This is a genomic window from Flavobacterium sp. OHVDL-2026-0007 (assembly GCF_059882335.1).
On record NZ_CM187612.1, the window covers coordinates 1241400 to 1257833 of the forward strand.

General features: G+C 37.6%; 11 protein-coding genes. 5 read left to right on the forward strand and 6 right to left on the reverse strand.

What is annotated here, in order from left to right; translation table 11 throughout:
* Positions 1-20: 20 nt before the first annotated feature.
* The 5 genes from AC51AA_RS04870 to AC51AA_RS04890 all read right to left on the reverse strand — a co-directional run bounded on the left by AC51AA_RS04870 (position 21) and on the right by AC51AA_RS04890 (position 4858).
* Positions 21-800, reverse strand: a complete 780-nt coding sequence (locus AC51AA_RS04870) for an L-fucose dehydrogenase (protein ID WP_500704606.1) — start codon at positions 798-800, stop codon at positions 21-23.
* Between the two features lie 75 nt (positions 801-875).
* Entirely contained in the window at positions 876-1703 is an 828-nt protein-coding gene (locus tag AC51AA_RS04875) for an amidohydrolase family protein (RefSeq protein ID WP_500704607.1), read from the reverse strand.
* Entirely contained in the window at positions 1690-2037 is a 348-nt protein-coding gene (locus tag AC51AA_RS04880) for an L-rhamnose mutarotase (protein WP_500704608.1), read from the reverse strand. Before AC51AA_RS04880 ends, AC51AA_RS04875 begins: the two co-directional genes overlap by 14 nt.
* Positions 2038-2100: 63 nt before the next feature.
* Entirely contained in the window at positions 2101-3549 is a 1449-nt protein-coding gene (locus AC51AA_RS04885) for an alpha-L-fucosidase (RefSeq protein ID WP_500704609.1), read from the reverse strand.
* 442 nt (positions 3550-3991) lie between these two features.
* Positions 3992-4858: an AraC family transcriptional regulator gene (locus tag AC51AA_RS04890; protein WP_500704610.1), complete on the reverse strand. Its 867-nt coding sequence runs from the start codon at positions 4856-4858 to the stop codon at positions 3992-3994.
* Positions 4859-5177: 319 nt separating this feature from the next.
* On the opposite strand from AC51AA_RS04890, the gene AC51AA_RS04895 reads away from it, so the two are divergent.
* The 5 genes from AC51AA_RS04895 to AC51AA_RS04915 all read left to right on the forward strand — a co-directional run bounded on the left by AC51AA_RS04895 (position 5178) and on the right by AC51AA_RS04915 (position 14002).
* The gene (locus AC51AA_RS04895; RefSeq protein ID WP_500704611.1) at positions 5178-7631 is read left to right on the forward strand and encodes a carboxylesterase family protein; all 2454 of its coding nucleotides are present in this window, start codon (positions 5178-5180) and stop codon (positions 7629-7631) included.
* Positions 7632-7710: 79 nt separating this feature from the next.
* The gene (locus tag AC51AA_RS04900; protein ID WP_500704612.1) at positions 7711-9978 is read left to right on the forward strand and encodes an alpha-galactosidase; all 2268 of its coding nucleotides are present in this window, start codon (positions 7711-7713) and stop codon (positions 9976-9978) included.
* Between the two features lie 581 nt (positions 9979-10559).
* Positions 10560-11462, forward strand: a complete 903-nt coding sequence (locus AC51AA_RS04905) for an ROK family protein (protein WP_500704613.1) — start codon at positions 10560-10562, stop codon at positions 11460-11462.
* A 46-nt stretch (positions 11463-11508) separates the two neighbouring features.
* The gene (locus AC51AA_RS04910; RefSeq protein ID WP_500704614.1) at positions 11509-12513 is read left to right on the forward strand and encodes an isoaspartyl peptidase/L-asparaginase family protein; all 1005 of its coding nucleotides are present in this window, start codon (positions 11509-11511) and stop codon (positions 12511-12513) included.
* A 43-nt stretch (positions 12514-12556) separates the two neighbouring features.
* Positions 12557-14002, forward strand: coding sequence for an alpha-L-fucosidase (locus AC51AA_RS04915; protein WP_500704615.1), 1446 nt, complete (start codon positions 12557-12559; stop codon positions 14000-14002).
* Between the two features lie 191 nt (positions 14003-14193).
* Here the strand turns inward: AC51AA_RS04915 and AC51AA_RS04920 are convergent, their stop codons facing one another.
* Entirely contained in the window at positions 14194-16434 is a 2241-nt protein-coding gene (locus tag AC51AA_RS04920; RefSeq protein WP_500704616.1) for a GH92 family glycosyl hydrolase, read from the reverse strand.

Here is a 16434-nt window from a genome sequence, read left to right on the forward strand (position 1 = left end):
TAAAAGGTTTCAATTATACTTTACAAGGAACGATCTAAATGCGTATAACCGCCATCAACATAAATCAACTGACCAGTTGTATGACTTGATCTGTCGGACAATAAAAACACGGCCATATTGGCAATCTCTTCCTCAGTCGTCATTCTATTTTCCAACGGAATTTTAGCCGTAATTTCTTTTAATTTTTCTTCTGGATTTTCAAGTGTTTTAATCCAAGTATCGTATAGAGGTGTGTAACATTCTGCCACTATTACTGAATTCACACGAATACCGTATTTCAATAACTCAACAGCCCATTCACGTGTTAAGGCATTACGTCCACCATTTGAAGCAGCATAAGCCGACGTATTCCCTTGGCCAGTATCTGCTGTTTTTGAACCGATATTCACAATAGCTCCCTTTGTTTTTTTCAACTCTGGCAAAGCGTGTTGCGCCATCAGATAATAGTGCACCAAATTTTTATGCAATGACGCAATAAATTTATCGTAATCTCCACTTTCTAGACCTACACCATCATTCACACCAGCATTATTGATTAATCCATCGATACGACCACATTGTGCCACTACCTGATCAACTGCATTTTTACACGCTTCTGGATGGGTTAATTCCGCCACTACTGACAATGCTTTACCACCTTGAGCCTCTATGGCTTTTACTGCGATTTGATTATCCGCATCGGCTCTTCCAATGATTACAGGAATGGCTCCCTCGGCAGCCAAAACTTTACAGATTCCAAGACCTATTCCTTTTGCTCCACCGGTTACAATTACTATTTTATCTTTTAAATTCAGATTCATCTATTCTAATTAAGTTGGCTAGTTATTTATATTATGTCCTTGATCGTGGTTGACTCGACCAATAGTTTGTTTTTGTTATAAGCGATAAAAATTCACGGCATTACTACCCCAAAACTGATCTTGCTCGGCTTCTGAAAACTTCGAGAAATACGTTTCTACTAGCTCACAGGATTCTCCATAGGATGCCGCTAGTAAACTCACTGGCCAATCGCTACCAAATAATAAACGATCCATTCCAAATACCTCAGTGACTACATCCAAACAATAGGTAAAATCACTGGTTTTCCAATTGTTCCAATCGGCCTCAGTTACTAAACCCGACACTTTGCAGCACACATTAGGGAATTTGGCTATCGCTCTGATCCCTTTTTCCCATTGACCGAACTCCATTGTTTTAAAATCGGGTTTGGCCAAATGATCAATTACAAATTTTTGCTTAGGGAATTTCGCTACTAATTTTGCTGCATTCTCCAAATGTTTTGGGAAAATCAAAATGTCATAGGTGAAATTGTATTTTGCCAACTTCGAAATACCATTTTGAAAACTTTCTCTCAACAGGAAATCAAGATCAGCCTCCCCTTGCACAATATGCCTGAATCCTTTTAGTTTATCGTATTGGCTATAAAACGCCAAACGTTCTTCAATGTTGGGAGCACAAAGGTCAACCCAACCCACTACACCTTTGACAAAGGTATTGTCTTGGGCTAAACCCAAAAGAAAACGAGTTTCTTCTTCACTCTGATCGGCTTGAACGGCCACACAGCCCTCCACTTCATTGGCTCGCAATATAGGCTCCAAATCAGCCGGTAAAAAATCACGCTGGATCACTTTCATTTCTTCACTGATCCAAGCATCCTTTACAGGATGATATTGCCAAAAATGCTGGTGACTATCTATTTTCATGCAAGTCAAATATTTTATCCATCATCATCCATTTTTCTCCTTCTTTAGCTCCAGGCAATGCTTTCTGATACTTCCACATCAGCTCTTCCCATTTCTGAACAGTCGGATTATTAGCATCCATCTCTCCCTTTTTTTCAAAAGAAAAAGTTTCATTGGCCTCAATAATCATAAACATACGGTTACCCACGCAATAGATCTCCAAATTCTCAATTCCTGAATCGCTAATACTTGCGGTGATTTCCGGCCAAATCTTCTCGTGATATTTTTTGTATTCCGCCATTAATGTTGGGTCTTCAACCAAATCTAATGCAAGACAATACTTTTGAGTTACCATATTATTTTATTTAAAACTAGGGTTACCACCCTACAATTATTGATTATCTCTTCTTGATGCAGTTTATTGTGAACTAACTTTAAGGACCACTCCCGATTTTTTAGCCAACTCTTTTCTCAAAGCACTAGGAATACTAATACTGATTCCATCATTGCGTTTTTTGTAACTTAACTTCGTATTACTTCCCAAAAGTGCAATATTCAATTTTCCTTTTAATTGGTTTTTGATTACAATTTCAGCAGGTAGTTCAGCTTGATTTGCCGCTGGAAGATAAATTCCAAAAACCGTTTTTTCTCCTTTAGCCGTGTAATACAAGTTACCTTCTGAATAAGGAGCAACTGGTTTTGTAGCATAAATAGCCTCACCATTGATATCCAACCATTTCCCTACCTCTTCAAGTGCTTGCTTCACTTTTGGTTCAAAGTCCCCTTTTCCATCAGGACCAACACCTAACAATAGATTACCACCTTTAGACACGATTCCCGTTAACAACTGAATCACTTCTGTACCTGATTTGTATTTATCGTTCGGCACCCATCCCCAGTCGTTACCTAGTGTCACACAACTTTCCCAGGGCTCTGGAATTGGTTTCTCCAATACTTTTCGCTCCGGAGTCAGGTAATCCTCATAATCACCAGGAACCCAACGATCTACAACGATAAGTCCAGGTTGCTTTTTACGCGCAGTCTCAGCAATAAGTTTCATATTAATATCCAGATTCTGACGTCCTTTTTTACCTTCACTTTCCTTAACTGTACTTGTCGGACGAACCCAACCGCCATCAAGCCATAACACATCTACTTTTCCGTAGTTACTCGTTAGTTCATCTAACTGATTTTGAGTGAATTTAACAAAATTTTTCCATCTTTCTGGAAAGGCTTTAATATCGTAATTTGGATTTCTATCTTTTGGAGGATAGTATTTCCACCAAAAATCTTGAGAGCTCCAATCCGGTTTCGAGAAGTAAATCCCCACCGACAATCCCTCTTTTCGAGAAGCGTCCAAGACATTTTTTAAAACGTCAGGGTTTTTATTTTTGGCATTGGGTAAATTCGGGTTCGTGATTTTGAAATCAGTGAATTTTGAATCATACATACAAAAGCCATCATGATGTTTAGAAGTAAAAATCAAATACTTCGCTCCTGCGCTTTTGAACATTTTTGCCCATTTTTCTGAATCCAAATTAACGGGATTCAAACTAAATCGAGCACCGCGATAATCAGCGGCAAAAGAATCGTAATCATCATAACCGTTGCGAGTTACCCAATCCTCTGGAGCTAATCCCCAAGACTCACAAATTCCCAATTGACTGTACAAGCCCATATGAATCAAAACACCGAATTTGTAATCCTGCCATTTGGCCAAATTTTCTTTTACTGCTTTGTCTTTTGGACCTACATAACTATCGCCGGGAGTTTTTTCGTTCTCAGGCATGACGTCACCCTGTGCATGGGATACCACACCTACTGCAAAACAGCAAACCGACAAAGCCACTTTTATACTCCTTCTCATCTTTTGTTTTTTTTCTTTTTAGTATTCCTAGCACTATCTTTTTTAAAACGTATTATATTATCTATACAAGCAAAGCCAACAGATTCACTAAAACGTTTTAAATTTAAGACAACGCATTTTGACGCAATCTCCAAAAAATAAAATTATTGCATTAAAAAGGTTTATCTTACTTCAAAATTATCATTAATTAAGCATTTATTATCTTAACATTTTTTATCACAAAAAAACACAGGATACACAGTTATTAGCACATTATTTTATTAATTAAAAAAAAATAAAGCCCTTAGCTCATCTAAACAACTCAAAACAATCTCCCCTTCTTTTAGAAAAAACACAACAGATTTGACAAAAAAAGCATAAAATTACCCTATCTAAAATTCTTATTTAATTTACTAAATCAACCTAAACAATTAGAAACGAAGCATTCAGTCCTCTAAAGCTTTTACACTAACGCTTTTTTTCGATATTCTTTAGGAGTAGTTCCCATTAATTTTTTAAACAACTTATTGAAGTTTGAAGCTGTTTTATACCCACATTCATAGGCAATTTCCGAAATACCTAAATCTGTCTCTATTAAATACTTACAAGCATTTGACACTCTAATTTCATTGAGGTATTCCACAAAGGGTTTCTTGGTTTTAGCCTTAAACATTCTACAAAAAGAGGTAGGCGTTAAATTGGCAATTTTAGCAATTTCATCGAGTGATATTTCCTCTTTGTAATTGGCTTTCACATATTTAAAAACTTCTGCTAGTCGATCACTTTTATTATCTTCATTAAGCGACATATAGGAATTATCATTGATAAACCTCAAATCTTTACTCTTAGACAACAAAAACAAAATTTCCATCAAGCCCATTACCACTTCAAAACCCTTCTTTTTGAGCAATTTTTCCATTTTCTTAGCAATCATGGCATTGGTAGCTCCTGAAATAGCTACTCCTTTCACTGCCTGAGAGAAAAACTTCTTGACTTCTTGCGCCTCGGGTAATTCATAAAAAGAAGTACCAAAAAGATCTCTACTAAAATAAATAACGATGGCTTTAGCTTTTAAACTATTAATCCCTTTATAAAAAATTTCATCATTTAGCCAAACATGCGGTATATCATCACCTAGAAAAACCATGTCTCCTGACTCAAACGACTCTACTGAATTCCCAATAATACGCTTTCCATGGCTCTCTAAAACATAAACCAACTCAAACTCCGGATGCGAATGAAACGGTGACTGAAAGAACGACTCTTCTCGGGAAAATACCGAAAATGAGGAATTAGTATAAGAAGCGATATTTGTTTTGACAATTTTCATTTACGAATAGTGAGGATAATTAATAGCTAAATATAGATAAAATTGAACTAATTGCTAAATTGATTTAGCAATACTTTTAGATATTCCCAAAAAACAAAAATAACAAAAAATGTTTATGATAAAAGCAATTCACTCAATTGAATACAAAACTTCTAAATCAAGCTATCAAAAGACGACTTTATAAAAGAAATATATGACAAAATCGGCGCATAAATCAATCAAAGCATAGGATACTTTTAGAGTAAAAAATAACTTCTTGATTTGAGAAAACACCACCGTTTTTAGTTTTATTCGAACACTAAAATAACAGCATAAAAAAATGAACAAAGCTCTCCTACTCTTCTTAACTATATGGTGTACTACTACAGCACAAACCAAGGTTACCGGAAATGTCGTAGAATATTTCGGAAAGGAAAAAATTATCACTACCGCTGAGGGAAATGTGCTTTACCATTTCATCAACGGGTACACCCTTGAAGCCGATAAAAGAAGTGGAACACTTTTTAATGGGCAAGATCCTATCGCCTGGCAATACGCCGTTGGAAAATTTATCAACCCCAACAAACAACAAGGAGACTGGCAGCCTATTACTGCGGATTCCTCCAAAAATTTTAGCGCCAAAAACCTGAGATCAGCTTTTCTTTTTACACAATACAATGCTTCTAAGGAACAAATTGTGCTATTGGAAACCACAGGCGGGACCCGCACCTATATTAACGGTCTTCCACATGAAGGCGATCATTATGATTTTGGTTATACCTTAATCCCTTTTAAACTCCGAAAAGGTGCCAACGAATTTGTGTATACCAAAGGTCGTTTTGGCCGTGTAAAATCAAAAATCATCCTTCCTTCGAAAAGCATTCAATTCACCAAACGTGATTTGACACTACCCGACGTGATCAATGGTGAAAAAGATGAAAAATGGGCGGCAGTTCGCGTGATCAATGCTACCGAAAAAGAGTTGAAAAATCTAGTGATTACTACAAAATTATCTAGTGGAGAAACCGCAGCTTATGCCACTGATGCCATCATGCCTTTGTTTGTGAGAAAAGTAAAATTCAAGATCCCAGCGGCCAAAGCGAATTTTACTGGTGAATTAAAGATGAACATCATTCTTAGCGACAAAAATGGAAAAGTAATTGACCAAACACAAGTATCCCTTCAACAACGCGCTGCAACGGTTCATCATGAACGTACCTTTGTGAGTAAAATCGACAACAGTGTACAGTACTATAGTGTTGCCCCTGCAGTGGGAACGGGACAAAAAGCCTTAATCCTTTCGGTTCACGGTGCTTCAGTAGAGGCTAGAAACCAAGCAAGAGCTTACAAACAAAAAGACTGGGCACATATCGTTGCTCCAACCAACCGTCGTCCCTTTGGTTTCAATTGGGAAGACTGGGGAAGAATCGATGCCTTAGAAGTATTGGCTGATGCCAAAAGACAATTTAACACCATCCCAGCACAAACCTATTTAACAGGTCACTCCATGGGTGGACATGGCACTTGGTTTTTAGGTACTACTTATCCTGATCAATTTGCCGCTATAGCTCCTTGCGCTTCTTATCCTGATATCTCCACTTACGGATCCGATAAAGGAGATGAAATGCACGATAGTTTCAAAGCTTTTGAATCGATCAAGCGCTCTGCAAATTCTGGACGTGTGAAAAGCCTCATTCAAAACCTAAAACAGTCTGGAGTTTATATCCTTCATGGAGATGCCGATTCTACTGTGCCTATTTCACAAGTAAGAGAAATGCGTCAACTATTAGGTACTTTCCATTCTAATTTTTGCTACTACGAATACCCTGGTGGCGAACATTGGTATGGCGATCATTCTGTAGATTGGCACCCTATTTTTGAATTCTTCAAACGTCAAACCATTCCGACCAACAAAGAAGTTAAAGCCATTGATTTTCATACGGCCACTCCTGCGGTTTCTTCAACCGATTATTGGATCAAACTACAACAACAAATTCGTCCGTTTGATTTCTCTAATATCAATGCTAAACTAGAACAACAGCAAATCATCGTTAAAACGGTAAATGTTGCTATAATGGAACTAGACCTCGCTTCTTTGGAATTAAAAGAAGAAATTACCCTAAACATCGACGATCAAATCCTAAAAACAACCGCCGATAAAAAGGCTATTTTGAATTTAAAAGACGGAAAATGGGCGTTGATCAATCAAATCGATACCCAACAAAAATACGCAGAACGTCAAGGAGGCTTCAAACTTGCTTTTAACAACCATGTGGTTTTTGTTTATGCTACAGGAGGTACTACTTCAGATCGTGAATGGTACCAAAACAGAGCCCGTTTCGACGCAGAGACGTTCTATTATAGAGGAAATGGAAGCATCGATGTCATCTCAGACAAAGAATTTTCATTGGAAAAATACAAAGATAGAAATGTGGTGGTTTACGGTAATGCCTCCAACAACAGTGCTTGGAAACTCTTGCTGAAAAATTCCCCGATTCAAATTGACAACCAACAGGTCAAAGTGGACGATAAAATCTTGAAAGGGGATGATTTGGCTGCTTATTTCGTAGTACCGAGAAAAGACAGTCCTACTGCAATGGTAGGTGTTGTGGCAGGAACTTCAGAAAAAGGAATGAAAGCCACTTGGGCCAACAACTACATCTCTGGAATTACGGGTTTTCCTGATGTAATGATTTTCAAAGCAGACTTACTCTTAAAGGGTTTACCGGAGATGAAAGTAAGCGGTTTCTTTGACAATAACTGGTCGACCAAAACATTGGAATTTATGGATTAATACCCAATGAATAGCCATACTATTTAAACTTTTTTATCGCATATAAAATTAAAATCAACATTTGAAATACAATAAAAAGATGATACGAATAAACAGTAAATTAGCTCTTGGTTGCGCCACTTTATTTATAGGTTGCTCAGTCCTTGCACAGAAAAATCCAAAAGCGACGACCACTACGGTCCAAAAACAGGAAAAGACAAAAAAGATAGCCGATGTATCCAAACTCCCTATTTTGGACGCAAAAACAGCTGTGACTTCCCCCACAGATTGGTTGCTTTCCCCTGTCAACACCAAGGCCAATGTGTATGCAAGCCCAGACAAAAAGTCGATCATATTGTACAATGGATTAGTGAGAAGGTCTTTTCGTATGTCTCCTAATGTTGCCTGTACTGATTTTACTAATTTAACCAACAATACCCAATTGCTTAGAGCTGTAAAACCGGAAGCAAAAATCACTTTAAATGCCAAAGAATATGCTATCGGAGGCTTGAGAGGTCAAAAGGAAAATGCCTATTTATTACCAGAATGGGTGGATAAAATGGAAGCAGGAAAAGAAGATTTTACATTTGTGACGTATACCGTATCGGAGATTAAACCCTATATCAATTGGAAATCGACCAATTGGGCGATGAACAAAAAACAAGCCACTGGAAAATTATTGGTCTTTGAATATGTTTCAGCACTACCTGAATTAAAAGGCTTGATCGTAAAAGTAAACTATGAACTGTACGACGGCTTACCGCTAATCACCAAATCGGTTACCGTTGAAAATAACAGTCAAAAAGTTTTCAAACTGGACAGAGTCGTTAGCGAAACCATTGCCATGGTGGAAGAGCAAAGTGCCGTAGAAGGAAATCCTGAAAAGATGAGAACACAGCACGGCCTTTATATCGAAACTAACTACGCCTTTAATAACTCGATGAGTTATGAACTAAGTGACCAAACGACGCATTGGACAGAGGATCCCGTTTATACTTCTCAAGTACACTATCGCTACAAAACACCTTGTTTACTAGAAGTTTATCCTGATAAGGCTCCTGGAATTGAATTACAACCCAACGAAATTTTTAATTCAGTTCGTAGCAATGAACTACTTATTGACACCTATGACCGTCAACGTCGTGGTATGATGATTAAAAGAATGTACAGTACCATTGCACCTTGGACCACTGAAAATCCAATTTTCATGCACCTCGTAAGTCAAAATGATGAGCAAGTGCGTTCTGCAATCGACCAATGTGCTGCTACAGGTTACGAAGCACTAATTTTGAGTTTCGGAAGCCATTTGAATATGGAAAAAGACACAGCTGAAAATCACCAAAAATGGAAAGCATTGGCGGATTACGCTCACGCAAAAGGAATTAAAATTGGAGGTTATTCTTTGTTCAGCAGCCGTAGAATCAGTGATGAAGACGATGTCATAGATCCCAAAACAGGAAAGCCAGGTGGTGCATTCTTCGGAAACGCACCTTGTTTTGGTAGTAAATGGGGATTGTCATACCGCGATCGTATCAAGAAATTCTTCACCGTAACCAATTTTGATATCTTTGAAAATGATGGACCTTATCCAGGAGATGTATGTGCCTCAACCACACACCCAGGCCATAAAGGTTTAGATGATTCACAATGGAGACAAATGAACATTCAAAAAGAGTTGTACCACTGGTTAAACGAAAAAGGAGTGTATATCAATGCTCCGGATTGGTATTTTCTAGATGGAACACACAAAATCGCTTTAGGCTACCGAGAAGTTAATTTCTCACTACCAAGAGACCAACAACGTATTTTGAACCGTCAAAACATTCATGACGGAACTATGGAAAAATCAGCCTCTATGGCATGGGGTTTTGTTCCTTTGACTGCTTACCAAGGAGGAGATGCTTCAGCGGTTTTGGAACCTCTTAGCGAACACCTTAAAGATTACGAGCAATTAATGGTACAATACTATGGAGCAGGAGTTCAAGCTTGTTACCGCGGACCTCGTTTGTACGATACCGACACCACTAAAGAATTGGTAAAAACGACCATCAATTGGTACAAAAATTATCGTGAAATTTTAAACTCTGATATGGTGCAATTGCGTCGTGCTGACGGAAGGGATTGGGACGGCTTTGTCCATGTGAATCCTAAATTGAAACAAAAAGGTTTCATTATGCTTTACAATCCTACTAAAGAAAAAATGACTAAAACCATTCAAGTACCTTTGTATTATACTGGACTAACTGATACTGCTCAAATTCGTGAGAAAGAAGGCAGTGCTAAAAATTACAAACTCAATCGCTCTTATGAGGCAGAATTGACTTTCAGCATTGAACCAGAAAGTTATACTTGGTATGTGGTAGAATAAATCCACCAGCAAAAACAATAAACACAGAGGGGAGATGGTCTTTAGTACATAAAGCTCTTTTCCCCTCTTTTTATTTTCCCATAACATCCCTCTATGCTCTTACTCCCCCTACACTTGTTACAACAAACCTACCCCAGTACAAAAAGTCATCAGTAGTTTCTTTTTACTTCACAGGGCAAAACCCTATAAAAGAATTCATTTGTTTTAAATTAATACTATTTGACTTAAGATGAATCAAGAATAAAGACAGAAAAAACCTCTTTTTACTGCCAAAAGCAAGTAGTTGATTTTATTTTACTAATACGATTTAGTATTTCAAATAAAACACTTACTTTTAACAAAAAATTAATGAATAATAAATATTAGAGATTAGTTTACTAGACAAAAGACATTTTTTTGGCAAACCACTCCCTTTATTATTACCATACAAGCCTTTTAACACCACTTTTCAAAAGTTAGACATGAATACTTTCAATTAAGTAAGCAAAGACTTTTGATCAATGAGGGGATTGGAAACAAAAACAACAAACGAATAACAAACAATAATTAACCTAACAACCAAAAGAATAAAGGAACAAAAGATGGAAAAAAGATTTGCAATAGCAATGGATGTAGGCGGTTCGCACATTACAACCGCAGTGATTGATCTAAATGAGATGAAAGTCTTTGATGGATCTCTTTTTAAGATTTCTTTCAATTCTAATTTACCGACCATAGAAGTCATGAACTATTGGGAAAATGCCATTCGCACATTATGGGACAAATCACAGGTAGAAAAATTATCAGGAATTGCTTTGGCCATACCAGGTCCATTCGATTACGAAAATGGAACTTGTTGGATCAAAAACCAAGACAAGTACGATCATTTCTACGGTTTGAACATCAAAGATCTATTGCGAGAACGTTTCGTTTTTGAGCAGGACTTCCCAATTGTTTTTGAAAATGACGCCAACAGTTTTGGAAAAGGAGAAGTTTTCAAAAACCTTGAAAACCTTCCTAAAAATGTAATGGCCATCACTTTGGGAACAGGCCTTGGTGCTTGTTTTATCCAAAATGGCGAAATTGTAAGCATAGGTGACACTGTACCCCCTAATGGTGAAATCTGGAATTTCCCTTATAAAGACAGTATAGCTGAAGATGCCGTATCCGTACGAGGACTATTGGCTAATTATGAAACATTAAGTGGCATTGCCCTAAATAATGGCCTCGAATTATACCACTTGGCCATAGACGGGGATGAAAAAGCAATCCAAGCCTTTACTGCCTTTGGAGATGATCTAGCAGAAATAGTAATTCCTTGGTTAAAAAACTTTGATGCCCATATGTTAGTCATTGGAGGTAAAATTGCCAATGCTGGCGACTTGTTTCTCAATATATTCAGAGAAAAAGCAAAAAAATCAGGGATTGAAATTGACCTACAAATTTCAACAGACAATGAAACCAGTGCTTTATTAGGAGCAGCTAGTTTACTTTATCAAGCCTAAAAATAACAGTTACTGATTTTTGATAATCAACTAAAAAAATAAGGATATGACAAATCGTAGAAATTTTCTAAAAACAACTGCAATAGCATCAGCCGCCATCGTACTAAATCCTTTCAGTGCACAATCGGAAGAGCTCCACGAGCAAAATGAAATTGTTGATGGAAAAATAAGAAAGCCCATTGTACTTTCGACCTGGAACTTTGGTCTAAAAGCCAATGAAGCTGCATGGGAAGTATTGAAAAAAGGAGGTCGCGCCTTAGATGCTGTTGAAGCGGGTGTGAAAATCCCAGAAGGCGACCCAAAAGAAAGAAGTGTAGGATACGGTGGTAGACCCGACAGAGACGGACGCGTCACGCTAGACGCTTGTATCATGGACGAAATGTCCAATATTGGTTCTGTAGGCTGTTTGGAACATATCAAGCATCCTATTTCTGTGGCACGCGCCGTAATGGAAAAAACACCTCACGTAATGTTAGTAGGTGACGGAGCACTTCAATTTGCCCTATCACAAGGTTTTAAGAAAGAAAACTTATTAACAGAAGACTCAGAAAAGGAATGGAAAGAATGGCTTAAAAATAGTGAATACAAACCGATTGCCAATATCGAGAATCACGATACCATTGGTATGATCGCTTTGGATGCTGATGGTAATCTCTCTGGAGCTTGTACCACTAGTGGAATGGCTTTTAAAATGCACGGGCGCTTAGGTGACTCCCCTATCATTGGTGCAGGTTTATACGTCGACAATGAAATTGGAGCCGCTACTGCTACTGGTCATGGTGAAGAAGTGATTCGTATTGCGGGTTGCCACCTGGTTGTGGAATTAATGCGTCAAGGAAGATCCCCTCAAAAAGCTTGTGAAGAGGCTGTTTTGAGAGTGGTTAAACTAATGAAAAACAGAAATAAAAATCTAAAAGACATTCAAGTAGGCTTTATAGCCCTTAATAAAAAGGGAGCTTATGGTTCTTACTGTGTTCAAAGTGGTTTTAATTATGCTGTTTACGACGAAACTGGAAATCGATTGATTGATCCTGAGTTTTATATAAAATAGTGGACCATCCCTATCAAAAATAACGAACCAACGAAAAAACAAAATGAGAAATAGATTTAAGTTATTCTTTACCGCATTGGTTTGTGCCAATGCACTCTCCACTTATGCTCAAGGTGATTTTAGCATGGAAGCGGACAAATCAGAAGAGGCCGGTTATATCGCACCAAAAGACCCTCTAGTAAAAGCCAACCTAGAGAAATGGAAAGGTTACAAATTTGGAGTGTTAATCCATATGGGATTATACACCCAACTCGGAACTGTAGAATCTTGGGGATTAGCTCCAGAGGATTGGGTTTCCAGAGATGGTTATGACGACTATTATAAATATGCTACGGATTACAGAAATACCAAATACAAATTTAACCCTACCAATCTGGATTCAGAGAAATGGGCTAAAATGTTCAAAAATGCGGGGGCAAAATACATGATTTTCACCTCCAAGCATCATGATGGATTTTGCATGTATGATTCCAAATTCACTGATTTCAAAATTACTAATCCAGCCTTACCTTACGCTAAAAATCCAAAAGCTGACGTATTGAAAAACGTCTTAGACGCTTCAAGAAAAGAAGGATTAGCAGTAGGGGTTTACTTTTCAAAACCAGACTGGACTACAGAAAACTTTTGGTGGTCGTATTATCCTCCAAAAGACAGAAATCCTACTTATGACATCACAAAATTTCCAGACAGATGGAAAAGTTATGTACAATACACTCAAAATCAATTGAACGAATTGACTACAGATTATGGAAAAGTAGACATCCTTTGGCTTGATGGTTGCTGGGTTAGACCTTTGTCTACTATTAACAAAAAGGTGGAAGAGTTCTGTAAATATCCATACGATATGGACATTGATATGAAGTTGGTTTCAGAAACCGCACGCAAAAAACAACCTGGAATGTTGGTCGTAGATCGTTGGGTACCTAGCGAATATGAAAACTATTTGACACCAGAGCAAAAAACACCTGAAAAACCATTGACTGTGCCTTGGGAAAGTTGCATTACCCTTGGAGGAGCTTGGGGATGGGTGCCAAATGATCATTATAAATCATCCAAAGAAGTGATCCAATTAATGACGAGCATCGTAGTAAAAGGAGGCAACTTATTATTAGGTGTTGGCCCTGATCCAAAAGGTGAATTTGATCCAAAGATCGAAACTACTTTAGCTAAAGTAGGAACATGGTTAACAGTAAACGGAGAAGCCATTTACGATACTAAACCTGTCGCTCCCTACCTAGATGGTAAAGTGGGTTATACTCAAAAAGGAAAAGCCATTTACGGTATTTATATGCCTGCAAAAGAGGAAAAAGAACTACCAGCAGAAATCACCATCAAAACTGATAAAAAAGGAAGTACAAAAGTGACCTTATTGGGTACTAAACAAAAATTGACTAGTAAAAAAGTGGAGGGCGGAATCATTGTAACGATTCCACAAGAACTAAGAACTACTTTAGCTAGTCAAGAAGCAGTGGTCCTTAAAGTTATGTAATATTTCTTCAAAAGAAGCTATTGAATTAATCAGTCAGTCATAAGGTCCTTATGTATTGGCTGATTTTTTTTATCCATTGATCCCCCTATGCGGCAGTTTTATGACAATTTAAAGTGTTATTCCACCATAAAAAAATGGGCAGCTCATCAGTGAACTGCCCATTTTTTTATTTTATAACTTAGGTATCAATTTTAATTCTGAATTACTTTCAGTGTGTTTCCATTGACCAAATCATCATGAAAAATAAAGAAGCTATTCAATGCTTTTCCATTTAATTCAATGGCTTTTATTTTACCATCGGCATTGATTTCTCTTTCGATAACCATCGTTTTCTTTTGATAATACTTAGGATCTAATTGAATCGTTACTTTATCAAACATTGGCGTTGTAATGGTGTAAATTGGATCTCCAGGAGCGATTGGGTAAATCCCCATCATCGAGTACACCAACCAAGCAGACATGGTCCCTGTATCATCGTTTCCGGGCAAGCCTTTTGGTATATTCTGGAAATATTCTCTAACTAATTTTTTTACCAGTTCTTGACTCTTCCATTCTTCTCCTTTTACGTAATTAAACAGATAAGGATAGGCAATATCGGGCTCATTGGCCATATCAAATTGTTTGATATCAAAAACCTTTTGCAATTGACCAGAGAACGCTTTATCTCCGCCCATTAATTTTTTCAATCCATTTATATCATGGGGTACCATAAAAGCGTATTGCCAAGCATTCCCTTCGATAAAACCTACGTTGGCCTGAAAATTAGATCCAGCGGCAGGATCAAACGGCTCATACCATTTTCCGTCTGCTGTCCTTGGTCGTAGCAATTTTAGATTTTTATCAAACAATTTACGGTACGAAAGTGAACGGTTTTTAAAACGCTCATAATCGTCCTTTTTCCCCAAAGCTTTGGCCAATAGTGAAATCGCATGATCGGAAGTATTGTACTCTTCTGTGGTCGAAACTGGCCCATGAAAATTAGTACTTAAATAGCCTTTTTCAATATATTCTTTAAGCCCCGGACGCAATGGATTATTCTCAATTTGATCGGCTCCTTTAAGCATCGCTTTGTAGGCTTTTTGAACATCAAAATCACGAATTCCTTTCAAATAGGTATCTGCTATAACAATACTTGCAGGATCACCCACCATGGTGAAGGTCTCAGTAGAGTTCAATTCCCATTTAGGCAACCAACCATTCTCATCATACATCTCCAACATACTTTTTACCATATTGGATTGTTGCTGAGGATACACTAAAGACATCAACTGATGCAAATTGCGATAGGTATCCCATAAAGAGAATACGGTATAACGCGTTCCTTGCGTTTTCCCGATCTTATTTCTCTTGATCTCTGGGTATTCCCCATTGTAATCATTTAAGGTATTAGGATGAATCAAAGTATGATACAAGGCCGTATAGAAAATAGTTTTATCCTCTTTAGTACCACCTTCTACTAAAATCTTAGAAAGCTCTTCATTCCACTCCTTATAGGTCTCTTTGTAAACTGCTTCAAAAGATTTATTCCCTGTTTCTTTTTCTAAATTCTCTCTTGCATTTTCAATGCTCACATAAGAAACGCCAATTTTTACTTCAACGGTTTCTTCTTTATCAAATTGATAGGTAAAATAAGTTCCGATACTATCTCCTACGACAGTTTTAATGGTATTTTCCATGATTCTGGTTTTACCATTGTATCCCATCCACTGTGCTTCTACTCCTTCATATTTTGATGGTTTTTTCCAAACCCCGAATTTAGCTGCTGGTTTTGAAAACTTCGCCACAAAATAGACCGGATAAGCATCCTCAGGACTGTTGTAACAGAAAGATCCCACAGAACGCATTCCTTCAATTTCAGTCGATGATACTACTTTTACCGAAGCCCCTTCTTCATTGGTTAATCCCAATCCAAGATTCAATAAAATATTAGATTGTCCTTTTGGAAAAGTAAATTTACTTACCCCTACTCTTTTGGAAGCGGTAAACTCGCCTTTGACCTTATACTTATCAATGTCGACACTATAGTAAGCTGTTTTAGCCACTTCATTAGAATAGGTAGAACCATATTGTAAATGATTAGTTTGAACTGCACCAGTAGTCGGCATGAGTAAAATAACACCTAATTCAGGACAACCCACTCCACTTAAATTAACTTGACTAAATCCAGTTAAAAAACTATTCTCATGCACGTACGGATTAGACAACCATTGACTGTCTTTTTCCAATCGATTTTGCTTTCCTGCCACATTAAAGGGACTTACACTAGCCATTCCCCTTGGCGCAATTGGACCCGGTGAGGTCGCACCATAATTTGAGGTTCCCACAAATGGATTTACAAAATCAGCGGGCTGTTGTGCAAAAATGCTAATGCTAAAAAACAGCATGCCGGAAAGACATGCTGTTTGTAGGGTACTTCTTTTATTAAAAATCAT